This window comes from Klebsiella sp. 2019SCSN059 (genome assembly GCF_021739525.1).
In the GTDB taxonomy this organism is placed as follows: domain Bacteria; phylum Pseudomonadota; class Gammaproteobacteria; order Enterobacterales; family Enterobacteriaceae; genus Klebsiella; species Klebsiella quasipneumoniae.
In genome coordinates this window covers 128,897-150,188 of record NZ_JAKKOM010000002.1, presented here as the reverse complement: position 1 = coordinate 150,188, position 21,292 = coordinate 128,897, and the positions used below count along the sequence as shown (strand labels likewise).

General features: G+C 56.2%; 18 protein-coding genes. 13 read left to right on the top strand and 5 right to left on the bottom strand.

The features are described 5' to 3' along the window. Positions 1-35: 35 nt before the first annotated feature. Together L2I46_RS03335 and L2I46_RS03330 are read right to left on the bottom strand one after the other, a co-directional pair. Complete coding sequence (locus L2I46_RS03335) at positions 36-341, bottom strand: hypothetical protein (RefSeq protein WP_032454275.1); 306 nt, start codon at positions 339-341, stop codon at positions 36-38. Continuing rightward, complete coding sequence (locus L2I46_RS03330) at positions 319-981, bottom strand: LuxR C-terminal-related transcriptional regulator (RefSeq protein ID WP_032454276.1); 663 nt, start codon at positions 979-981, stop codon at positions 319-321. The genes L2I46_RS03335 and L2I46_RS03330 overlap by 23 nt, the downstream gene beginning before the upstream one ends. Positions 982-1,453: 472 nt before the next feature. Between L2I46_RS03330 and L2I46_RS03325 the strand changes: the two genes are divergently transcribed. Genes L2I46_RS03325 through L2I46_RS03310 form a run of 4 tightly spaced genes read left to right on the top strand, consistent with a single transcriptional unit; the run spans position 1,454 to position 6,241 of the window. Beyond that, on the top strand, positions 1,454-2,014 hold the full coding sequence (locus L2I46_RS03325; protein WP_065805891.1) for a fimbrial protein: 561 nt from the start codon (positions 1,454-1,456) through the stop codon (positions 2,012-2,014). Between the two features lie 58 nt (positions 2,015-2,072). Then, entirely contained in the window at positions 2,073-2,768 is a 696-nt protein-coding gene (locus tag L2I46_RS03320) for a fimbrial biogenesis chaperone (RefSeq protein WP_032454278.1), read from the top strand. A gap of 10 nt (positions 2,769-2,778) precedes the next feature. Beyond that, entirely contained in the window at positions 2,779-5,214 is a 2,436-nt protein-coding gene (locus tag L2I46_RS03315; RefSeq protein WP_236947547.1) for a fimbria/pilus outer membrane usher protein, read from the top strand. Between the two features lies 1 nt (position 5,215). Next, entirely contained in the window at positions 5,216-6,241 is a 1,026-nt protein-coding gene (locus L2I46_RS03310) for a fimbrial protein (RefSeq protein ID WP_032454280.1), read from the top strand. A 22-nt stretch (positions 6,242-6,263) separates the two neighbouring features. Here the strand turns inward: L2I46_RS03310 and L2I46_RS03305 are convergent, their stop codons facing one another. Then, positions 6,264-7,130 carry a GNAT family N-acetyltransferase gene (locus L2I46_RS03305; protein ID WP_102002051.1) on the bottom strand — a complete coding sequence of 289 codons (867 nt, stop codon included), beginning with the start codon at positions 7,128-7,130 and terminating at the stop codon, positions 6,264-6,266. 509 nt (positions 7,131-7,639) lie between these two features. Here L2I46_RS03305 and L2I46_RS03300 point away from each other — a divergent pair. The 7 genes from L2I46_RS03300 to lysS all read left to right on the top strand — a co-directional run bounded on the left by L2I46_RS03300 (position 7,640) and on the right by lysS (position 18,118). Further along, positions 7,640-8,560: a Kdo(2)-lipid IV(A) acyltransferase gene (locus L2I46_RS03300; RefSeq protein WP_023288677.1), complete on the top strand. Its 921-nt coding sequence runs from the start codon at positions 7,640-7,642 to the stop codon at positions 8,558-8,560. A gap of 100 nt (positions 8,561-8,660) precedes the next feature. Beyond that, the gene (locus L2I46_RS03295) at positions 8,661-8,933 is read left to right on the top strand and encodes a DUF1471 domain-containing protein (protein WP_002892402.1); all 273 of its coding nucleotides are present in this window, start codon (positions 8,661-8,663) and stop codon (positions 8,931-8,933) included. Between the two features lie 290 nt (positions 8,934-9,223). Continuing rightward, entirely contained in the window at positions 9,224-10,792 is a 1,569-nt protein-coding gene (gene cadC / locus L2I46_RS03290) for a lysine decarboxylation/transport transcriptional activator CadC (RefSeq protein ID WP_065805892.1), read from the top strand. 365 nt (positions 10,793-11,157) lie between these two features. Next, positions 11,158-12,492 carry a cadaverine/lysine antiporter gene (gene cadB, locus L2I46_RS03285; protein WP_023288679.1) on the top strand — a complete coding sequence of 445 codons (1,335 nt, stop codon included), beginning with the start codon at positions 11,158-11,160 and terminating at the stop codon, positions 12,490-12,492. Between the two features lie 82 nt (positions 12,493-12,574). Beyond that, positions 12,575-14,722 carry a lysine decarboxylase CadA gene (cadA, locus tag L2I46_RS03280; protein WP_032454321.1) on the top strand — a complete coding sequence of 716 codons (2,148 nt, stop codon included), beginning with the start codon at positions 12,575-12,577 and terminating at the stop codon, positions 14,720-14,722. Between the two features lie 59 nt (positions 14,723-14,781). Next, positions 14,782-16,257 carry a dipeptide permease DtpD gene (gene dtpD / locus L2I46_RS03275; RefSeq protein WP_065805894.1) on the top strand — a complete coding sequence of 492 codons (1,476 nt, stop codon included), beginning with the start codon at positions 14,782-14,784 and terminating at the stop codon, positions 16,255-16,257. A gap of 343 nt (positions 16,258-16,600) precedes the next feature. Then, entirely contained in the window at positions 16,601-18,118 is a 1,518-nt protein-coding gene (gene lysS / locus L2I46_RS03270; protein ID WP_004202393.1) for a lysine--tRNA ligase, read from the top strand. Positions 18,119-18,194: 76 nt separating this feature from the next. Here lysS and L2I46_RS03265 read toward each other — a convergent pair whose 3' ends face one another. Together L2I46_RS03265 and L2I46_RS29500 are read right to left on the bottom strand one after the other, a co-directional pair. Then, a complete protein-coding gene (locus L2I46_RS03265; RefSeq protein WP_032429107.1) occupies positions 18,195-18,620 on the bottom strand; it encodes a hypothetical protein in 426 nt (141 codons plus the stop codon). A 446-nt stretch (positions 18,621-19,066) separates the two neighbouring features. Beyond that, the gene (locus L2I46_RS29500) at positions 19,067-19,195 is read right to left on the bottom strand and encodes a hypothetical protein (protein ID WP_257965528.1); all 129 of its coding nucleotides are present in this window, start codon (positions 19,193-19,195) and stop codon (positions 19,067-19,069) included. On the opposite strand from L2I46_RS29500, the gene iolE reads away from it, so the two are divergent. Together iolE and L2I46_RS03255 are read left to right on the top strand one after the other, a co-directional pair. Continuing rightward, a complete protein-coding gene (gene iolE, locus L2I46_RS03260; RefSeq protein WP_064157809.1) occupies positions 19,194-20,114 on the top strand; it encodes a myo-inosose-2 dehydratase in 921 nt (306 codons plus the stop codon). The genes L2I46_RS29500 and iolE overlap by 2 nt on opposite strands. Then, the gene (locus L2I46_RS03255) at positions 20,111-21,283 is read left to right on the top strand and encodes a Gfo/Idh/MocA family protein (protein WP_023288684.1); all 1,173 of its coding nucleotides are present in this window, start codon (positions 20,111-20,113) and stop codon (positions 21,281-21,283) included. Before iolE ends, L2I46_RS03255 begins: the two co-directional genes overlap by 4 nt. Positions 21,284-21,292 lie beyond the last annotated feature (9 nt).

The following is a 21,292-nucleotide window of genomic DNA, read 5'->3' as shown; positions in this document are numbered from 1 at the left end:
GCGCGCGGCGTCTTCCTGCCCGTAAGGCATGTCACTCAGAGGTGCCGGGAGAGCAGGTAGTGCTCAACGGCGGTATATTCGGTGAGTCGGGTATACAGCGTCAGCAAGGCGCTTATAAATGCGTTAACCTCACCGACCTGCGGCCCGGCGGTGGTGAGTAACGGCTGCAGCGTAGCCCTTAGCTGTTCCAGGTCGGGCTTCAGCACATAGGGAATATGTAGCGTGCAGAGCAGGGCCTCGGCCTGATGAAAATCGTGGCAAGACGGGAGCGTCTCGTCGGCGTTAAGCCAGCTCAGGATCATCAGCATGAGGCGATCTTTAGCGTAGAGATACGATTTCATGGCCAGTCTCCTGTCGATAGTGGCGCAATACCATTCCCTGAACTTTCGTGACCAATTCCACGTTATTTTTTACCGCCAGCTTGCTGAGCACGCGTGAACGATAATAGTAGACCCGTTTGATCGTGAGCTGCATGGTGCTGGCCACGTGGCACAACGGCATCCCCCCCATCAGCAGGCTGATTAAAAAGGTCTCCTTACGGGTCAGGTTATAGCTGTCCGGGATCGCGATATAAAGTTTGTTTGCCGGCGGGGGTGACCGTAGCGGCCAGCGGGCCAGCGCCGCGCTGAGCCCGGCAAAGCAGGTAATAAACTCCGCGCCGACCACGATGGCCAGGCTGCTTTCCAGTTCGCTCAGCGTGTAGCCAGGCCTGGTAAAAAGAAAGATACGGAGCAGGGGATTAAATGCTTTAAGGCTCAGTGCGACCTGCAGCACTTCGATGCTGGCGCGGCTGTAATCGATCAGGATGGTGCTTAATCGGGCACCGGCATCGGTCGCAAAAAACGTATAAAACATCTCACTCTGCCCGCTAAATGGGTAACAGATCAATTCTTTAATATCCAGAGGCTTGCTGTGGGGCTCATTAATATACGCCTTCAGCGCAATATTAAAATATTCTGAATCCGTAATGCAGATCAACATAATGACCTCCTGGCATAAATACAGCTGTGCATGCTGTCCTGCTTGATTCGACAATTTACTGTAGGTATTAAAGATCAAAAATAACATACTCCCTGCGGTGTGAATCCAGGGGGGAGGGTGCAGGAGGATAACGGCGATAATCAGGGTGAGATAGGTAGATCGCATTTTTCAGATGTTTTTAATGAAATAAAAAATAAAAATTACTCTTACTTTTCAGGTTGTTGTGTTTTTATTTGTGTTTTTTGTTTTTATTTATTCGCATGGATTTAAGACTATTCTATAAAAATAAGAAACTGTCCTGGTGGTGAGTTTGAATAATAAATGACGAAATGAGTAGGATGTCAGTGCAAGGAAGGGGTTAAAAGATAACCGGCTAATCCAATGGGATGAGTATTAATAAATTGTACGTAAAAAGTACGCCAGGGGTATTTCCTGAACGATCCTGCCATAAGCGTGGTGATGAGGAGTGATTATGAAAAAATATAGCAAAGGAACGGCATCTTTCGTCGCGATGATGATGCTTTCTCCGGTAGCGGCGCAGGCTGCTGATGGCAAAGTCACCTTTAATGGTGAAGTTATCGAAAATACCTGTACGGTAGTGAATAAAGACAAGACGGTGACTCTGCCGACGGTCCAGCGTTCGGCGCTCAGCAGCGCGGGCGAGACGGCGGGCGTCGTTCCCTTCACCATCGATCTAATGAGCTGTACCCCGGGATCCGATGTCTCGGTGTACTTCGAGAAGGATCAATTCGTTTCCACGGAGGGGCGACTAAAAAACACTCTGTCTGACGGCACGGAAGCAGAAAATGTCGATGTGGAGCTGCTGAACACCCGGTTTACGGCGATTAACCTCGCGGAGAGCCCGACGATTGCTGTGGACGGCACCGTTGCCCGCCCTTCGGTGATCCCGGTGGCGGTCGCTGAGCAGGATGGTTCCGCTTCGCTGCCTTTCTACGCCCGCTACTATGCGACCGACGCCGCTACGGCTGGAAAAGTCGCGACCTACGTCAACTTTACGGTGGTCTATCCGTAAACCCAGTCCACGGCCCCGGTCAGGGGCCGTTTATCCACCCGGCAAGGAGGAGGTGAATATGCGGCGTATGGTTCTGGCATGGCTGCTTTCCAGCATTTTACCCTCGGCGGACGCCAGCATGGTTATTGACGGCACACGGATCGTTTTTCCCGGCGACAAAAAAGAGATCGCGGTCAGGGCCACCAATGTGGGGGAGACGCCGTCGCTGACCCAGGTCTGGGTCGACGATGGCCGCGTGCAAAATCGACCGGAAAAAGATTCGGCGCCGTTTATTGTGCTGCCGCCGATTGTGCGCATTGAGCCGGGAAAAGGCCAAAGCTGGCGCCTGGTGTTCAACGGCAGCCGTCTGCCCCAGGATCGGGAATCGCTATTCTGGTTCAATCTGCTGGACATCCCGCCTGAGCCGAAAAACGGCACGGCAATCAATTATCTGCAACTCGCGATACGGTCGCGCATCAAGCTGTTTTACCGTCCGGCAGGCGTGGCGGCGGACAAAATAGCGCCTGACAAAGCGCTGAGCTGGGCGCTGGCTCCCGCAGGCGGTGGTCTGCGGGTGAGTAATGCCTCATCGCGCTATATCACCATCGACAGCATCACCCTTAACGGACAAAAACAGTCCGCTGGCATGGTCGCCCCTTTTTCCTCGCTGGTTATCACGCCTAAAGGGGCCGCGCTGCACATGCTGCCAGCGAGATTCAGCTTCACCACCATCAATGATTACGGCGCGGTAGTGAATCATAATTATCCTCAGTAAGGACATTATTATGAAACTCAGGGAGATCAAGTTTGGGTTAATGCTCCTCCTCCCCTGGCAAGAGGCATGGGCGGCAGAAGCGTTTAGTTTTAACCGTGCCCATTTGCACGGCGCCGCGCCGGTTGATCTCCAGAAATATCAATACGGTAATCCGCTGCACCCCGGACAGTATCGCAGCCTCCTCTCGGTTAATGGCCGGGACATGGCGGAAGAGACGTTTGTTATCCAGGAATACGATGGCCAGCTCGAGCCCTGCATCTCGCCCTCGCTGTTCGACGCCCTGCAGCTTAAGGACGCTCAATGGCCGGCGGCGGCCACCTGCCTGCGCTTTGCGCAAATCGATAAGGCGATTGCCTGGGAGTATGACAGCGGAGAAAATGTCCTGCGGGTGAATATGCCCCAGGCGCTGCTGCAATCCCCTTATCGCGCGGCGGTGAATTTGAAGAAGGTAGACAGCGGCGTGCCCGCCGCGGTGCTGCGCTATCAGGCCAACAGCTATCAGAGCATCGTCGACGGGGATAGCAGCAGCCATCATTACCTCGGCCTGGATGCCAGCCTGCGCGCCTTTGGCTGGCGGTTACATCACCAGTCCAGCTACCAGGCTCAGGCCGGGGATAAGCATTGGGATAGCATCGCTACCTGGGCAGAGAGAAGTCTGGTGAACTGGGCTTCCACCTTACGGCTGGGTCAGGGGTGGACCGACGGGACCTTCTTTGACAGCGTCAGTTTTATCGGCGGCAGACTGGCCACCGATATCCGCATGCTGCCGGGCTCCCGTCGTGGCTTTGCGCCGTCGATAAGCGGGGTGGCGCGCACTAATGCTCGCGTGACGGTCACCCAGAACGGTGCCCTGTTGTACGAGGCAACGGTTCCGCCGGGTAAGTTCACCTTCGACGATCTCTATCCCACCAACGCCGGCGGCGATTTACAGGTGACGATCCATGAGGCGGACGGCAGTCAGGACACCTTTACCGTGCCTTACGCTGTGCTACCTGGTCTGGTGCGGGCCGGCGCCGTCTATTATGACCTGTCGCTGGGCTATCTGGATGAGAACGGGATCGCCGGGCGGCCGGGATTTGGCGAAGCAACGGTGCAGTACGGCTTCAATGATTATGTCAGCGGCTACACCGGGGCCAACGCGACGACGGATTATTACTCGACGCTGGTCGGCAGCGCCTTCAACACTTACTGGGGGGCGCTGGCGGTCGATCTTTCTCGTTCTGCGGCCAGGGGCAGGGAACGTGGCTGGCAGGAGGGCTATCGCTGGCGGGTGTCCGCATCAAAATCCTTCTCCTCTGACACGCGAATGCTGGTGTCGATGAGCCACAGCAACGACGGCAACTATCGATCCATTCGCGATGCCGCCTGGGAGCATGACAGTCATCCCAATGACTGGCGGGAGATGACGCGCTACAGCGCGACATTGTCCCAGCAGGCAGGTAGCGGCAGTCTGTCGTTTAACGGAATATGGAGTGAGGACGTCCGCCACCACCGCTGGCGCTCCTATCAGCTGGGGTACGCCAATCGTTATGGTCGGCTCAATTACTATCTGTACGCCCAGCAGAGTCAGGATATTCATCACCGCAATAATCAGGTGGTGGGGGCCTCTTTCTCGCTGACGTTCGGCCCGGCGGGCAGCCTGACCACCCGCTTTAACCACGATAAGAACTACGGCAGCCAGCTGCAGTCCAGCTATACCGGCAACGCTGGCGCTAAAAACGCCTTCAGCTACGGCCTGACAGCCAGCTACGACATGCCGCGGCAGAACCCGCATGAAGCCAGCGTGGGGGCCAACGGCAATCTGCGGACGGATTATGCGTACCTGAATGCCAGCGCCAGCGCGGGTCGACATCAGCAGCAGTATTCGCTGGGGGCATCGGGTGCCCTGGTGGCGCATCAGGGCGGAATGACCGCCACCCCCGAGCTGGGTGAGACCTTTGCGATTGTGGAAGCGCCCGGCGCGGCGGGGGCCAGGGTGGCGAACCGCCTCGGACAGCCGATTAATCGCCAGGGTTTCACGATTATCCCTTACCTCGATCCCTTTACCGATAACTGGCTCGATCTCGATCCGCAGGGCATGAACGACCATGTGGAGATCGTTTCCAGCAGCACGACGGTGGTGCCCGATTCGGGCGCTGCGGTGAAGGTAAAATTTGTCACGCGCACCGGCTACCCGTGGTTTGCCCACGTCACGCTGTCCGATGGCGCGGCGCCGCCACTGGGCGCAGAAGTATTAGACGACAGCGACCGGGCGATTGGCGCTGTCGGTCAGGGCGGGCTGCTGTATGCCCGGGTGCCGCAGGTCCGCGGTAGCGTCTCGGTAGTCTGGGGGGAACGCAGCGGGCAGCGCTGCCGGTTGGACTATGCCATCCACGGCGAGGCGGCGCAGCAGGATAGCAGCGGTACGTCGCACCAGGTCTGCCGTCCGGGATTAAAGGAGAAATAATATGAAAAAAATCATCGCATCAGGGGGAGCCCTCTTACTGGCCTGGGGCTATTGCGCCTCGCCGTCGGCGGCGTGCCAGATGGTGAGTGGTAAAACTATCGAGTATTCGGTCAACGTCAGCCAGGCCAGTATCAACCTTGACGTCAGCAATCGCCCCGTCGGCTCCCTGCTGTACAGTTACGGCGGAATGATAATCACCAATAATGAGCGCTGGGAGATCGCCTGCAGCGGCAGTGAGTCCGGCGGGTTTCAGAGCATTGGCGGCTCCCGGGTCGGCCCGGCGGGAAACGGCAAGCCGGGGGATATCTATAGCATCGACCGCCTGCCGGGCATCGGCTACAGCTTTCAGATGGGGGAACAGGATGGCATTAATTTCGATCCCCTGTTCACGGCCTGGCCTTCCGCGCCGGTATTTTCCGGCCAGCGCGCATTTCAGGCGGAAAATAAAAAACCGACCATCTATTTCTGGCGTATTGCCGACAACGGCGGCCTGCCGCCACCAGGCGAGTATTGTCTTAACGATTACCTCGGCGATATTTTTCTGGGCGGCGTGCAGGCGATGCGTTTTAGCGTCAGCGGGCTCTGTATCCATATCAAATCGCCCACCTGCAAGATTACAGACGACAGTAAAAATATTTACGTCTTTCTCGGGCGGCATAATAAAACGGCGTTTACCGGACTCAACAGCACTACCGCCCCGATCCCCTTTAACATCAACCTGACGGAGTGTGAAAATGTCGGCAGCGTGTTTATGCAGTTTAACGCGACGGCGGACAGCGCCATGGCAGCCAACGAGGTGATTAAAATCGATGACCAACCTGAAGGCGCATCCGGGCTTGGCGTGCAGATCCTCACCGCCGGCGGCGCGCTGGTGCCGCTAAACCAGGTGAGCCAGATCTGGGCCGGAAGCAAGGGTAGCCAGACGAATTACCGTTTTGCCTATCAGGCCCGTTATATCCAGACCCAACCATTGGTGACAGCGGGCGAGGCGAACGCCAGCGCGACCTTCGTGGTGACCTATAACTGATCGGCCTGACGGCGCGGCGCCGTCAGGCATGCGCCAGTAAAGGAAACATCAACTTCCTGTCTTTAAACAGGTTTTCCTTGTGGTCATAGACAAAGAGGATATCTTCTCCCTCAATCTTCTCGTACTCGCCGAGCCGGTCTTCATGGGGGGTAAAACCGAGGATGGCCTGGTAAACATGGTCTTCGGCCAGCTCGTTGACCAGCGTCGACAGGCTTTTGCCCGTGTCACAGAACAGGTCAAAGCAGATCAACACCGGGCCGTTTTGCATGGCGATAACCACCGCCTCATTTTTTGCCGAATAGTAAACGAAATGCTTCATAAAGGCGGAGCAGTAAAACATCAGCAGGCCAAAGTTGTGCTCCACCCGCAGCGGTGAGAACGGGTTGGATTTTTCATAGTAATGGCGGAGCAGGGCGACATCGTCCGCGCGGTCCATATCCAGTTTGCGAAAATCACCGGCGCGCGGAGAGACCGGCATAATATATTGATGCTCTTCGCTGCGGGTGAAACCAAATTTGGGGTAAAAATCCACCGTGGTGGGATTGGCAAATAAAAAGAAGGCGTCTGCCTCCTGCTGCCAGTCCTGCAGGATGTGATGGATAAGCTGACCGGCTAGTCCCTTATTACGGTGGTCCGGTTCGGTCATCACGGTGCCAATCTGAATATAACGCCGGGGTTCGCCCTGCCAGCGCAGATCGATGATGTTGGCCGAGGCGTTAGCGATAATTTTATTACGTTCGACAAAGGCGTAGGGGATATAGGCGTCAGTCCAGTAACCTTGTTGATACCACTCTTCAAAAGACAGGTCGAAAGTCTTAACGGCAAGGTCAATGAAGCTTTTTCTTAATGTGTTATTTTCTCTGACTTGCTTCACTAATTGATAATTCATTGTCATAGTTCCTTCTCACTATGGCTTCTGAAAGCGACGACGTCGGCAAAGGCACTTGCGTCGAACGAGCGCTGTAAACGTAGCATATCTGGGAAAAGGATCCGCATTGGTGATGCTTAACCTTTGCCCGAGTCACAAATAACCGCATGCTGACCATGTTAGACCGGGCGAAACGGCCTGTTTGCGTTGGCTATCGCCATAATAAAGCGTGAGTAAAAAAGGCTTTGGGCGAGAGGCTGAGGATAAGACACTGGCGATTTTATCGGCAATCGGCCGCGTCGTAGAGGTTAGGTTTATTTATTTATGCACAAATCAGGAAATTTTACGCTAAGTGTCTAATACGAGAGTAACCCCAGCGCAAGGGCTGAAATTATCATGGAATCGGCTTATAATAACGCGCTTTGTGACTGAGTATTACCGCACGAATTGGAAAAATATAACCTGCAGGATCCGCTACTTTATTTCGCGATTTTTGCTCAGCTATTATTGAGTGAATTAACAGGATTACTATGTCAAATTTACCCAAATTTTCCCGCGCGCTATTGCACCCGCGTTACTGGCTATTATGGCTGGGAATTGGCTTGTTATGGCTGCTGGTGCAATTACCGTATCCGGTGATCTACCGACTGGGCACGGCGCTCGGGCGGCTGGCAATGCGGGTGATGAAAAGTCGCGCGCGGATTGCCAGACGTAATCTGGAACTCTGTTTTCCCGCGATGAGCGTCGCCGAGCGTGAGGCGCTGCTGGTGAAAAACTTTGAATCGCTGGGCATGGGGCTGATGGAGACCGGCATGGCCTGGTTCTGGCCGACGCACCGGGTGGCGCGCTGGACCGAGACCAGCGGCGTGAACGAGGTGGTCGACCTCCTCGAACAAAAGCAGGGCATCTTACTGATCGGCATTCATTTTCTCACCCTCGAGATGGGGGCGCGGATGTATGGCATGTTTACCCCGGGCATCGGCGTCTACCGGCCCAATGATAACCCGCTGATTGACTGGCTGCAGACCTGGGGACGCTTGCGCTCGAACAAGACCATGCTGGATCGAAAAAATCTGAAAGGGATGGTCAGGGCGCTGAAAGAGGGGGAGATCCTCTGGTACGCGCCGGATCATGATTACGGCCCGGCCAGCAGCGTTTTTGCACCGCTGTTTGCCGTCGAGCAGGCGGCGACCACCACCGGCACCTGGATGCTGGCGAAAATGTCCGGGGCGACGATTGTGCCGTTTGTTCCCCGACGCAAGCCCAACGGTAGGGGATATGAGTTGATCTCCCTGACGCCGGAGCGCACGCCGCCGCTGGCAAGCGCCGAGGTGACGGCGGCGTGGATGAACCAGATTATCGAACAGTGCATCCTGATGGCGCCCGAGCAATATATGTGGCTGCACCGGCGTTTTAAGACCCGCCCGGAAGGGGTACCGCCGCGTTACTAAACGCTGCGGCCGAAAAATCAGCGCATCGGTAGCACGCTTAGTAAATCGCCGTCTATACTGAAAGGGCCTGACTGAAGGCCTATTCCAAGGAGATTTTAGGATGAAAAAAGTGATAGTCGCGTTAGCCCTTTCAGCCGTTGCATTTGGCGCCTCCGCCGCGCAGTTGATCACCAAAGAAGAAGTGAAACACTTCAAACTGACCAAGGTCGGACCGATCTCGGTGGGGCCGTCCGGCGGTGAGTTCTCTTCGCCCTCCGATCTGCACGATCAGCTCTCTAAGCTGGCCGATGAGAAAGGCGGAAAGTACTACGTGATTACTGCTGCGCGTGAGCATGGCCCTAACTTTGAAGCCACAGCGGAAGTGTATAAATAATCGATTGTGCCGCTGCCGTAACGGCACGCCACTGACTGAGCCTGGAGCGCGTTACGCCTCCGGGCTTATTTTTTTTCCGCCGCCCGCGTTCCACCGGCTAAGCGACAGCGAAAACGCATTTTTATCGCTATATATAGTTTTGATGATCACGATGTTAATGAAATATTGCTTTTTATTGTCGCTAAAAGGCGAATTCCAGCCTAATGCCTGAGGGAGTGACCCCTGGCAAAAATAGGTAGGACAAATGTGTTATCATCGCGCCTTTCCCTTTTTGTCTGGGGCTTTCTTGTATGCTACAACCTGTTGTTCGCGTCGGTGAATGGCTGGTAACCCCCTCTGTAAACCAAATCAGCAGGAAGGGGCGCCAGCTTACCCTTGAACCGCGTTTAATCGACCTTCTGGTCTTTTTTGCTCGCCATCCGGGGGAAGTGCTTAGCCGGGACGAGCTTATCGAAAACGTCTGGACCCGGAACGTTGTGACCAGCCACGTCGTCACGCAGAGTATTTCCGAACTGCGCAAGTCGCTCAAAGACGGCGACGACGTTAGCCTTGAGTACATCGCGACGGTACCCAAACGGGGGTATAAGCTCACGGTGCCGGTGATCTGGTGCACCGAAGAGGGGGAGGAACTCGCCCCGCAGATGGAGGCGCTGACGCCTTCGCCATCGGTCGCCGCTCCCGCGCCGCCGGCTGCCGGTGCGCCGCCGGACGCGCCCGTCTCCACCGCCGATCCCGCCGCGCCAGCTCCCGCGCCGACAGGTGCCAGCGCGCCGTCAGTGCGTAAACGGCTCACCACCGCCCTGGTGTGGGGGCTGTTTCTGCTGGCGCTGGGCACCTGCGTGGCGCTGGTGGCGCTGTCGAGCATGGAATCGCGGCCGCCGGTCAACAAGGCGCGCCTGCTACTCAACCCGCGCGATATCGATATCCACCTGGTCAATGGTAACTCCTGCACCAACTGGTCTTCGCAGCACTCCTACGCGGTCGGCCTGGCCAGCCTGATCACCACCTCGCTGAACACCTTCTCGACCTTTATGGTGCATGACAAAACAGACTACAACATCAATGAGCCGAGCAGTTCCGGTAAAACGCTGACCATTGAATTCGTCAATCAGCGCCACTACCGGGCGCAGCAATGCTTTATGTCGGTCCAGCTGGTGGATAACGCCGACAGCTCGACGATGCTCGATAAGCGCTACTTTGTGACCAATGACAACCAGCTCACCATCCAGAACGATCTGATGAACAGTCTGTCGGACGCGCTGGCGCAGCCGTGGCCGGCGCGAATGCAGGCGATGCTCAGGCAATATCAGCCCTCGCAAAGCGTGGCGTTAACCTATTTCTACCAGTCGCATCAGCTGTTAATGAAGGGCGATGTTGACTCATTAAGCAAGGCCAGCAGCCTGCTGGATGATGTGATTAAGCGGGCGCCTGATTTTATTTACGCGTATGCAGAAAAAACGTTGGTGGATGTATTACGCCATTCGCAACAGCCGCTGGATGATAAACAGCTGGCAGCCCTTTACAGCGAAGTTGAGCGGGTAGGGGAGATGCCGGGTATAAAAGATATGGCGATTTATTATCAAATAAACGCAGTGGATTTGCTGGGGAAGGGAAAAGTTGACGAAGCGAACACAGCGATTAACCACGCGATCGATTTAGAGATGTCGTGGCTGAATTATGTGCTGTTAGGCAAAGTCTATGAGATGAAAGGTGAGAACCGGCTGGCAGCGGATTCTTACATTACGGCGTTTAATTTACGACCCGGTGGAGACACATTGTACTGGATTGAAAACGGAGTTTTCCAGACGTCGGTCAACCGGGTTGTTCCGTATCTCGATAATTTCCTCTCTTCAGAATAAGTAAACCCTCATCATGTGAAAGGTTTTTGGCATGGTGAGGTTAAATTTATGTTTCTCATGAAGCCTCCTGTTGTTATTTATATTTAGCATTCAGGAGGCTTTGAATAACAGTTAAGTAACACATCACATCTCATCTAAGTTCATGTAAAACAACAATGTTTATCTTTTTCTGACACCCTGTTGCCATGTTTATATGTTAAGCGAAAAAGGTCAAAATATCATTTGTCTGATGTTTGTTGTTATTTCACTTTATCTTTAGGACTTATCTCGTACAAATCAGTAATCTTGTTGGCAGTTGGTCGGGTCAATTAATGGTTCTGTATCATGATCTGTACCTCCCAAATAAACTTAGGAGAAAAACAACCATGAGTTCTGCCAAGAAGATCGGGCTATTTGCCTGTACCGGTGTCGTCGCCGGTAATATGATGGGGAGCGGTATTGCATTATTACCTGCGAACCTGGCCAGCATCGGTGGTATTGCCATTTGGGGCTGGGTAATTTCAATTATTGGTGCGATGTCTCTGGCTTATGTTTATGCCCGACTGGCCACTAAAAACCCGCAGCAGGGTGGTCCAATTGCTTACGCAGGGGAAATATCTCCGGCATTCGGTTTCCAGACCGGTGTACTTTATTATCATGCAAACTGGATTGGTAACCTGGCTATCGGGATTACCGCAGTTTCTTATCTGTCTACGTTCTTCCCTATTTTAAATAACCCGGTGCCAGCAGGGATTGCCTGTATTGCCATCGTGTGGATCTTTACTTTCGTTAATATGCTCGGCGGGACCTGGGTCAGCCGTCTGACCACCATTGGTCTGGTGCTGGTGCTTATTCCGGTAGTCATGACCGCGGTCGTCGGCTGGCACTGGTTTGATGTCGCTACCTATCAGGCGAACTGGAACACCTCCAGCACCACCGATAGCCACGCGGTCATCAAAAGTATCCTGCTCTGCCTGTGGGCCTTCGTTGGCGTAGAATCCGCCGCCGTGAGTACCGGGATGGTGAAAAACCCGAAACGTACCGTGCCGCTGGCCACCATGCTGGGTACCGCGATGGCCGGTATCGTCTACATCGCCGCGACTCAGGTTATCGCCGGTATGTATCCTGCTTCTCAGATGGCAGCGTCCGGTGCGCCGTTCGCGATTAGCGCCTCCACCATCCTCGGCGGCTGGGCTGCGCCGATGGTATCCGCTTTCACCGCCTTCGCCTGCCTGACGTCTCTGGGCTCGTGGATGATGCTGGTTGGCCAGGCCGGTGTACGTGCCGCTAACGACGGTAACTTCCCGAAAGTGTATGGCGAAGTCGATAGCAACGGTATCCCGAAAAAAGGCCTGCTGCTGGCCGCGGTGAAAATGACCGCGCTGATGGTGCTGATTACCCTGATGAACTCCGCCGGTGGTAAAGCCTCTGACCTGTTCGGCGAACTGACCGGTATCGCGGTACTGCTGACCATGCTGCCTTACTTCTACTCCTGTGTTGACCTGATTCGTTTCGAAGGCATCAACATCCGTAACTTCGTCAGCCTGATTTGTTCGGTACTGGGTTGCGTGTTCTGCTTCATCGCGCTGATGGGCGCAAGCTCCTTCGAACTGGCCGGCACCTTTATCGTTAGCCTGATTATCCTGATGTTCTACGGTCGCAAAATGCACCAGCGCCAGAGCAACGCATCGGATAGCAACAGCCCCGCTAACGCGCACTAATCAGTAACCCTTTTTCCTGAGGCTCCTTCCATCACCTGTCATAGCGCGACGGGAGGGGCTTTCTACATCTGGAGATTTGACTATGAACGTTATTGCAATCATGAATCACATGGGGGTTTACTTCAAAGAAGAACCCATCCGTGAACTGCATCGTGCTCTCGAACGCCTGGACTTCCGCATTGTCTACCCGAACGACCGTGACGACTTATTAAAACTGATCGAAAACAACTCTCGTCTGTGCGGCGTGATCTTCGACTGGGATAAATACAATCTCGAGCTGTGCGAAGAAATCAGCAAAATGAACGAGTACATGCCGCTGTATGCGTTCGCTAACACCTACTCCACGCTGGACGTTAGCCTGAACGATCTGCGCATGCAGGTTCGCTTCTTCGAATATGCGCTGGGCGCTGCGGAAGATATCGCGAACAAAATCAAACAGAACACTGACGAATACATCGACACCATTCTGCCGCCGCTGACCAAAGCGCTGTTCAAATATGTGCGTGAAGGCAAATACACCTTCTGTACCCCGGGCCACATGGGCGGTACCGCCTTCCAGAAAAGCCCGGTAGGCAGCATCTTCTACGATTTCTTTGGCTCCAACACCATGAAATCCGATATCTCGATTTCAGTTTCTGAACTCGGTTCCCTGCTGGACCACAGCGGCCCGCACAAAGAAGCGGAAGAGTATATCGCTCGCGTATTTAACGCCGAACGCAGCTACATGGTGACCAACGGCACCTCGACCGCCAACAAAATCGTCGGTATGTACTCCGCGCCGGCCGGCAGCACCGTGCTGATTGACCGTAACTGCCACAAATCGCTGACCCATCTGATGATGATGAGCGACATTACGCCGATCTACTTCCGTCCGACCCGTAACGCCTACGGCATCCTCGGCGGTATCCCGCAGAGCGAATTCCAGCACGCGACTATCGCCAAGCGTGTGAAAGAGACGCCGAACGCGACCTGGCCGGTACACGCCGTTATCACCAACTCGACTTACGATGGTCTGCTGTACAACACTGACTTCATCAAGAAAACCCTGGATGTGAAATCCATCCACTTTGACTCCGCATGGGTGCCTTACACCAATTTCTCGCCGATCTATGAAGGCAAATGCGGGATGAGCGGCGGCCGCGTCGAAGGGAAAGTGATTTACGAAACCCAGTCCACGCACAAACTGTTGGCGGCGTTCTCTCAGGCATCGATGATCCACGTGAAAGGCGATGTTAACGAAGAGACCTTTAACGAAGCCTACATGATGCACACCACCACCTCCCCGCACTACGGGATCGTGGCGTCCACCGAAACCGCGGCGGCGATGATGAAAGGCAACGCCGGTAAGCGCCTGATCGACGGCTCTATCGAACGTTCCATCAAGTTCCGTAAAGAGATCAAACGTCTGAAAGGCGAGTCTGAAGGCTGGTTCTTCGACGTATGGCAGCCGGAACATATCGACGGTCCTGAATGCTGGCCGCTGCGCTCCGACAGCGCATGGCACGGTTTCAAAAACATCGACAACGAGCACATGTATCTCGACCCGATCAAAGTCACTCTGCTGACCCCGGGGATGAAGAAAGACGGCACCATGGATGAGTTCGGTATTCCGGCCAGCATCGTGGCGAAGTATCTCGACGAACACGGCATCGTGGTGGAGAAAACCGGTCCGTACAACCTGCTGTTCCTGTTCAGCATCGGTATCGACAAAACCAAAGCGCTGAGCCTGCTGCGTGCGCTGACCGACTTCAAACGCGCGTTCGACCTGAACCTGCGGGTGAAAAACATGTTGCCGTCGCTGTACCGTGAAGATCCTGAATTCTATGAAAACATGCGTATTCAGGACCTGGCGCAGAATATTCACAAACTGGTTGAGCATCACAACCTGCCGGACCTGATGTTCCGCGCGTTTGAAGTGCTGCCATCCATGGTGATGACCCCGTATGCCGCGTTCCAGAAAGAGCTGCACGGTCAGACGGAAGAAGTGTACCTCGAAGAGATGGTCGGCCGCGTCAACGCCAACATGATCCTGCCGTATCCTCCGGGAGTGCCGCTGGTGATGCCGGGTGAAATGATCACCGAAGAGAGCCGTCCGGTGCTGGAGTTCCTGCAGATGCTGTGCGAAATCGGCGCCCACTATCCGGGCTTCGAAACCGATATCCACGGCGCCTATCGTCAGGCGGATGGTCGTTACACCGTTAAAGTGCTGAAAGAAGAGAATAACAAGTAATAGACGCACATCAGGGAAGTGGCTTGCCACTTCCCTTTTTCACGCTGCAAGGAGAACACATGAAAACACCCTCACAGCCGCGCGCGATTTACTACATCGTTGCGATCCAGATCTGGGAGTACTTCAGCTTTTACGGCATGCGCGCCTTACTCATCCTCTACCTCACCCACCAGCTTGGCTTCGACGACAGCCACGCCATCAGCCTGTTCAGCGCTTACGCCTCTCTGGTTTACGTTACCCCTATTCTTGGCGGCTGGCTTGCCGACCGCCTGCTCGGCAACCGCACGGCGGTGATTGCCGGGGCGCTGTTGATGACCCTCGGCCACGTGGTGCTGGGCGTTGAGTCGACCTCCGCATGGAGCCTGTACGTCGCGCTGGCGATCATTATCTGCGGCTACGGCCTGTTCAAATCCAATATCAGCTGCCTGCTTGGCGAACTTTACGCCCACGACGATCCGCGTCGCGACGGCGGCTTCTCGCTGCTGTACGCCGCCGGCAACGTCGGCTCCATCGCCGCGCCCATCGCCTGCGGGCTGGCGGCTCAGTGGTACGGCTGGCATATCGGCTTCGCCCTGGCGGGGATCGGGATGTTCATCGGCCTGATGATTTTCTTAAGCGGCAGCCGCCACTTCCGGCATACCCGCGGCGTCGATAAACCGGCGCTGCGGGCGGTGAAATTCGCGCTGCCGACCTGGGGCTGGCTGCTGGTGATGCTCTGCCTGGCGCCGGTGTTCTTCACGCTGCTGCTGCAAAACAACTGGTCCGGCTATCTGCTGGCGGTCGTCTGCCTGTTCGCCGCCCAGATGGTGGCGCGGATCATGATCAAAGCCCCGGAGCATCGTCGCGCGCTGTGGCAGATCGTCCTGCTGATGCTTGCCGGGACGCTGTTCTGGGTGCTGGCGCAGCAGGGGGGAAGCTCGATTAGCCTGTTTATCGATCACTTTGTTAACCGCCGCCTGCTGAACTGGGACGTGCCGACGGCGCTGTTCCAGTCGGTTAACGCGGTGGCGGTGATGGCGGCCGGCGTGGCGCTGGCGTGGCTGATGCGCCCGGAAGGCAGCGCGCGTTCGGTGCTGCGCGTCTGGTTGAAATTCGCTTTTGGCCTGCTGCTGATGGGCGGCGGCTTTATGCTGCTGGCGCTCAACGCCCGCCACGGCGCCGCTGAGGGTCAGGCCTCGATGGGCATGATGGTCGCTGGACTGGCGATGATGGGCTTTGCCGAACTGTTTATCGACCCGGTCGCGATGGCGCAAATCACCCGCCTGAACATGCCCGGCGTCACCGGGGTATTGACCGGTATTTATATGCTGGCCACCGGCGCGGTGGCCAACTGGCTGGCCGGCGTGGTCGCCCAGCAGACCACCGAATCGCAAATCAGCGATACGGCGATTGCCGCCTATCAGCATTTCTTCTCGCAGATGGGGGAATGGACCCTCGGCTGCGTGGCGGTGATGGTGGTTATCGCCTTTGCCGCAGCCTGTAGCGTCGGCAAACGCCGCGCGGCGGCTGGCGAGCTTCCCGGCGGCGGCGCCTAGCCCCGTCTGGCGACAGGTCCGGTTTACCGGGCTACAAAATCGTGCTGCCTGGTAGCCCGGCTAAGGCGTTTACGCCGCGAGCCGGGGATCGGTAACCCCAACAGTGGAGCGCAAAGCCGCTCCTTGCACCGTTTACTGAACAGGAGGAGGATATTCTGGCAGGCGCGGAAGCCAACGATAAAAAATACCGTTAGTGAAGGCATAGCTGAGTGAGATCAGCTTGAAGAGAAGCCAGATTCGTTACTCTTGTTCTTCGGTGTAAAGCCGGAGACAGGCCGCGCGGAAGGGTGACCTGGTTCAATTTATCGAAGCTAGTTTGAAAGCAAGGTTATGAGGAACCCATATGTCTGAACAACAAGCACAAGGTGCCGATGAGGCCATTGACCTTAATAATGAACTGAAAACTCGTCGCGAAAAACTGGCTGCGCTGCGTGAGCAGGGCGTAGCTTTCCCCAACGATTTCCGTCGCGATCATACCTCTGACCAATTGCACGCTGAATTCGATGCGAAGGATAACGATGAACTCGCTTCCCTGAACGTTGAAGTTGCGGTGGCCGGCCGGATGATGACCCGCCGCGTGATGGGCAAAGCCTCCTTCGTCACCCTCCAGGACGTCGGCGGCCGTATCCAGCTGTACGTGGCCCGCGATGACCTGCCGGAAGGCGTCTACAACGAACAGTTTAAGAAATGGGACCTTGGCGACATCATCGCCGCCCGCGGCAAGCTGTTCAAAACGCAAACTGGCGAACTCTCCATCCACTGCACCGAGCTGCGCCTGCTGACCAAAGCCCTGCGCCCGCTGCCGGATAAATTCCACGGCCTGCAGGATCAGGAAGTCCGCTATCGCCAGCGCTATCTGGATCTGATCGCGAACGAAGAGTCGCGCCATACGTTCCGCATCCGCTCGCAGATCCTCGCGACCATGCGTCAGTTCATGGTAGCCCGCGGCTTTATGGAAGTGGAAACCCCGATGATGCAGGTGATCCCCGGCGGCGCTTCCGCCCGTCCGTTTATCACGCATCACAACGCGCTGGATCTCGATATGTACCTGCGCATCGCGCCGGAACTGTATCTGAAACGTCTGGTGGTCGGCGGCTTCGAACGCGTGTTTGAAATCAACCGTAATTTCCGCAACGAAGGGATCTCGGTACGTCATAACCCAGAGTTCACCATGATGGAACTGTACATGGCGTACGCGGACTACAAAGACCTGATCGAACTGACCGAGTCGCTGTTCCGCACCCTGGCGCAGACGGTGCTGGGCAAAACCGAGGTGCCGTATGGCGACCAGGTGTTTGACTTCGGCAAGCCGTTTGAAAAACTGACCATGCGCGAGGCGATCAAAAAACATCGTCCGGAAACCAACATGGCGGATCTGGATAACTTCGACGCGGCGAAAGCGCTGGCGGAATCTCTCGGTATTCAGGTAGAGAAAAGCTGGGGTCTGGGGCGCATCGTCACCGAAATCTTCGACGAAGTGGCGGAAGCGCACCTCATCCAGCCGACCTTCATCACCGAATACCCGGCGGAAGTCTCCCCGCTGGCGCGCCGTAACGACGTCAACCCGGAAATCACCGACCGCTTCGAGTTCTTCATCGGCGGCCGCGAAATCGGTAACGGTTTCAGCGAGCTGAACGACGCCGAAGACCAGGCGCAGCGTTTCCAGGATCAGGTTAACGCCAAAGCGGCGGGCGATGACGAAGCGATGTTCTATGACGAAGACTACGTCACCGCGCTGGAGTACGGTCTGCCGCCGACCGCCGGTCTGGGCATCGGTATCGACCGGATGGTGATGCTGTTTACCAACAGCCACACCATCCGCGACGTGATCCTCTTCCCGGCGATGCGTCCGCAGAAGTAAACCGTTGCACTCCCTCCCGGCCTGCGCCGGGAGGTTCTTCCTGCATTATCCCCATCCTGTCGGCAGGGCAATGTTATTACAGGACTTTTTGCAACGTGCCGCGCTGGCTGCCGTTTGCCCATACGCCGTTAAAGGCGTCGTTCAGCGTAAAGGCTGAGCTTTTCACCCGGAACGTCAATTTACCCTGGCTGGCTTTCGCCTCCTCGACCAGATGACCATGGGTTTTCACCGTTTTAGCGGTGACGGTAATCTCATCAATTTTATTGCCATAGTCAGTATAAACATACCAGGTGCCCACCCAGGGGCCGAAGCCGCTGCTGGCCTGCTGCGCGGCGGCGGCATTCTCGGCTTTGGTTTTATGAATATCGCAGGTGGTTCCGTCGGTCATCTGCGTGCAACCGGAGCGTTCAAGCTGTTCCCGGTATTTCGCGCTAATGGCGTGGGCCGGCGCGGCGGCGACCAGCGCCAGGGTGAGGGTGGTGAAAAGCCAGGTCTTATTCATCTTATTGTTTCTCATCGCGATAGCGGCGCGCATTGTCATAAAGGTTGATATACATTGGTGCATTCTCCAGGGGCGTCCGAATAAATATAACCGCAGCCATTCCTGATAAATAACGAGCAGAAAGGAGAAGGGTTATTTATTTGTAAAAACATCATTGCCCTGAGCTTATTTATCACCGTACCTTCCCGCTGCATGTCATATTATTGCAGAGAGAATGTTAAGTAATTGATGTTTTAAAAGGGACTATTTGTCACTTACGCAAATAACAGCAGGCCAGGCCTGGGCGCAGGGCTAAAGCCCGCGCCGCTGCGGTGTTGAGATTTTTTCATATTGCTATCATCATATTTCGAATGAAAGGGATAACCTCTGAAGCGGGTTATTAAGCCAGTAATTTTTATCCGCAAAATAAGCCTGCGGCAAGCATTATTTCCATTTATTTTTCAGGGCTACTCGCGCCAGCGGATATTTCGCACGCGGCAATGATGGATTTCCATCATTTCTCCGTTTTCATCGCTGGTCGTCGCCTGCTTATAGTGACGGCACACCAGACGACTGGCTGAAAAGGAGATAAACATGGCGACAGAGCACCTGCAGTGGGGCATTAGCCCCCTGTGCTGGACCAACGATGTGCTGGAGGATTTAGGCGGCGATATCCCTCTCGACACGTGTCTGCGCGAGGCGCGGGAGGCGGGGTTTCAGGGAATTGAGTTAGGGCGGAAGTTTCCCCGCCAGGCGGAGACATTGGGGCCTCTGCTGGCGGCGGCTGACCTGCGCCTGGCGTCAGGCTGGTACAGCGGCTTGCTGGCCGACCGCAGCGTGGAAGCGGAGCTGGAGGCGGTACGGGGCCACGCGCAGCTCCTGCAGCAGCTCGGCGCCAGGGTAATGGTCTATGGCGAGTGCGGGCAACTGCCCGGTGAAACGCCGCTTGATGAGCCGATCTCGCTCTCGCCGCCGTTAAGCCGCGTCAGCCTGACGGCGTATTGCCATAAGCTAAATACCTTTGCCGACCTGCTGCTGCGCGACTACGGCCTCCGGCTGGCCTATCACCACCATCTGATGATGCTGGTGGAGCACGACGACGAGCTGGAGCGGTTTCTGTCCCAGACCCATGACAACGTCGGGCTGGCGTTTGATACCGGACACGCCTTCGTCGCCGGGGTCGATATCCCGCGCGTGCTGGAGAAATATGGCCACCGTATCCGCCATCTGCATCTGAAAGACGTCCGTCCGCAGGTGCTGGGGCGCCTGTATCGCGAAAACCTGAGCTTTAACGAGGCGGTGCGCGCCGGGCTGTTTACCATCCCTGGCGACGGCTGCATCGACTATGCGCCGATCCTCAACTTTGCCCGGGACAGCGACTACCGCGGCTGGCTGATTATCGAAGCCGAGCAGGACCCGGCGATGGCGCCGCCGTTTGCCACCGCCCGCCGCGCCTTCGCCTGGCTGGCGCACCACTTTTCGTCCCCGTCATCATCAGAGGAGCACGCATCATGAGCGCGCGGTTAAATATTGGTCTTATCGGCTCCGGTTTTATGGGCCAGGCGCACGCCGACGCTTACCGTCGCGCGGCCATGTTCTATCCCGATCTGCCGAAGCGCCCCTATCTTTACGCACTGGCGGATCAGGATCAGGCTTTGGCTGAACGTCATGCGGTGAAGCTGGGGGCGGAGAAAGCTTACGGTGACTGGCGCGAACTGGTGAACGATCCGCTGGTGGACGTGGTGGATATTACCTCGCCGAACCATCTGCACTACACGATGGCGATGGCGGCGATCGCGGCGGGTAAACATGTCTATTGCGAGAAACCGCTGGCGGTTAACGAGCAGCAGGCGCAGGAGATGGCGCAGGCGGCCCGGCGCGCGGGGGTGAAGACCATGGTGGCCTTTAACAACATTAAAACCCCGGCGGCGCTGCTGGCAAAGCAGCTTATCGCCCGGGGCGATATTGGCGAACCGGTGCGCTTTCGCGGCACCTTTGATCAGGGGTTTTATAACGACCCGAACCTGCCCTGGTCCTGGCGCTGCTCGAAAACCCTCGGCGGCAGCGGGGCGCTTGGCGACCTCGGCGCCCATACCCTGTCCGTCGCCCAGTTTTTGATGGGCGGGATCCGTGAAGTGACCGCCAGCGCGCAAACCTGCCTGCGCCAGCGTCCGGTGCCACAGACCGATGCCGGGTATGCCAGCCGGGTCGCGGCCGATGCCGAGTGGCGGGAAGTGGAAAATGACGATCAGGTTCAGTGCCTGGTCAATTTCGACAGCGGCGCCGCGGGGGTGATTGAGGCCTCGCGCATCGCCGCCGGGCGCATCTTCGGCGTGTTCTGGGAGGTCTCCGGCACCGAAGGCACGCTGTATATGGACGGGGAGCGCTTTAACGAACTGCAGGTGTATCGCTTCCGGGATGACAAACACGACCGCGGCTTTAAAACGCTGTATGCCGGGAGCCAGATCCCGGCCTATGCCGGCTTCTTCGGCTTCGATTTTGGCGGCGGCGGGCTGGGCTATTTTGACGTCAAGGTGATGGAAGTGCATGACCTGGTGCAGGGGATTTGTGGGGACGACGACTGCTATCCCAGCTTTGAATTTGGTTTACAGAATCAGCGCGTGCTGTCGGCGATTGAAGCCTCGATGGTCAGCCGTCGCTGGGTTAACGTGGTTAAGGATTAAGGAGCCGCT

Bases quoted from the DNA above. Each gene is read 5' to 3' on its own strand.
- L2I46_RS03335 (WP_032454275.1), bottom strand. From the start codon at position 341: ATGAAATCGTATCTCTACGCTAAAGATCGCCTCATGCTGATGATCCTG.
- L2I46_RS03330 (WP_032454276.1), bottom strand. From the start codon at position 981: ATGTTGATCTGCATTACGGATTCAGAATATTTTAATATTGCGCTGAAG.
- L2I46_RS03325 (WP_065805891.1), top strand. From the start codon at position 1,454: ATGAAAAAATATAGCAAAGGAACGGCATCTTTCGTCGCGATGATGATG.
- L2I46_RS03320 (WP_032454278.1), top strand. From the start codon at position 2,073: ATGCGGCGTATGGTTCTGGCATGGCTGCTTTCCAGCATTTTACCCTCG.
- L2I46_RS03315 (WP_236947547.1), top strand. From the start codon at position 2,779: ATGAAACTCAGGGAGATCAAGTTTGGGTTAATGCTCCTCCTCCCCTGG.
- L2I46_RS03310 (WP_032454280.1), top strand. From the start codon at position 5,216: ATGAAAAAAATCATCGCATCAGGGGGAGCCCTCTTACTGGCCTGGGGC.
- L2I46_RS03305 (WP_102002051.1), bottom strand. From the start codon at position 7,130: ATGAATTATCAATTAGTGAAGCAAGTCAGAGAAAATAACACATTAAGA.
- L2I46_RS03300 (WP_023288677.1), top strand. From the start codon at position 7,640: ATGTCAAATTTACCCAAATTTTCCCGCGCGCTATTGCACCCGCGTTAC.
- L2I46_RS03295 (WP_002892402.1), top strand. From the start codon at position 8,661: ATGAAAAAAGTGATAGTCGCGTTAGCCCTTTCAGCCGTTGCATTTGGC.
- cadC (WP_065805892.1), top strand. From the start codon at position 9,224: ATGCTACAACCTGTTGTTCGCGTCGGTGAATGGCTGGTAACCCCCTCT.
- cadB (WP_023288679.1), top strand. From the start codon at position 11,158: ATGAGTTCTGCCAAGAAGATCGGGCTATTTGCCTGTACCGGTGTCGTC.
- cadA (WP_032454321.1), top strand. From the start codon at position 12,575: ATGAACGTTATTGCAATCATGAATCACATGGGGGTTTACTTCAAAGAA.
- dtpD (WP_065805894.1), top strand. From the start codon at position 14,782: ATGAAAACACCCTCACAGCCGCGCGCGATTTACTACATCGTTGCGATC.
- lysS (WP_004202393.1), top strand. From the start codon at position 16,601: ATGTCTGAACAACAAGCACAAGGTGCCGATGAGGCCATTGACCTTAAT.
- L2I46_RS03265 (WP_032429107.1), bottom strand. From the start codon at position 18,620: ATGAATAAGACCTGGCTTTTCACCACCCTCACCCTGGCGCTGGTCGCC.
- iolE (WP_064157809.1), top strand. From the start codon at position 19,194: ATGGCGACAGAGCACCTGCAGTGGGGCATTAGCCCCCTGTGCTGGACC.
- L2I46_RS29500 (WP_257965528.1), bottom strand. From the start codon at position 19,195: ATGTTTATCTCCTTTTCAGCCAGTCGTCTGGTGTGCCGTCACTATAAG.
- L2I46_RS03255 (WP_023288684.1), top strand. From the start codon at position 20,111: ATGAGCGCGCGGTTAAATATTGGTCTTATCGGCTCCGGTTTTATGGGC.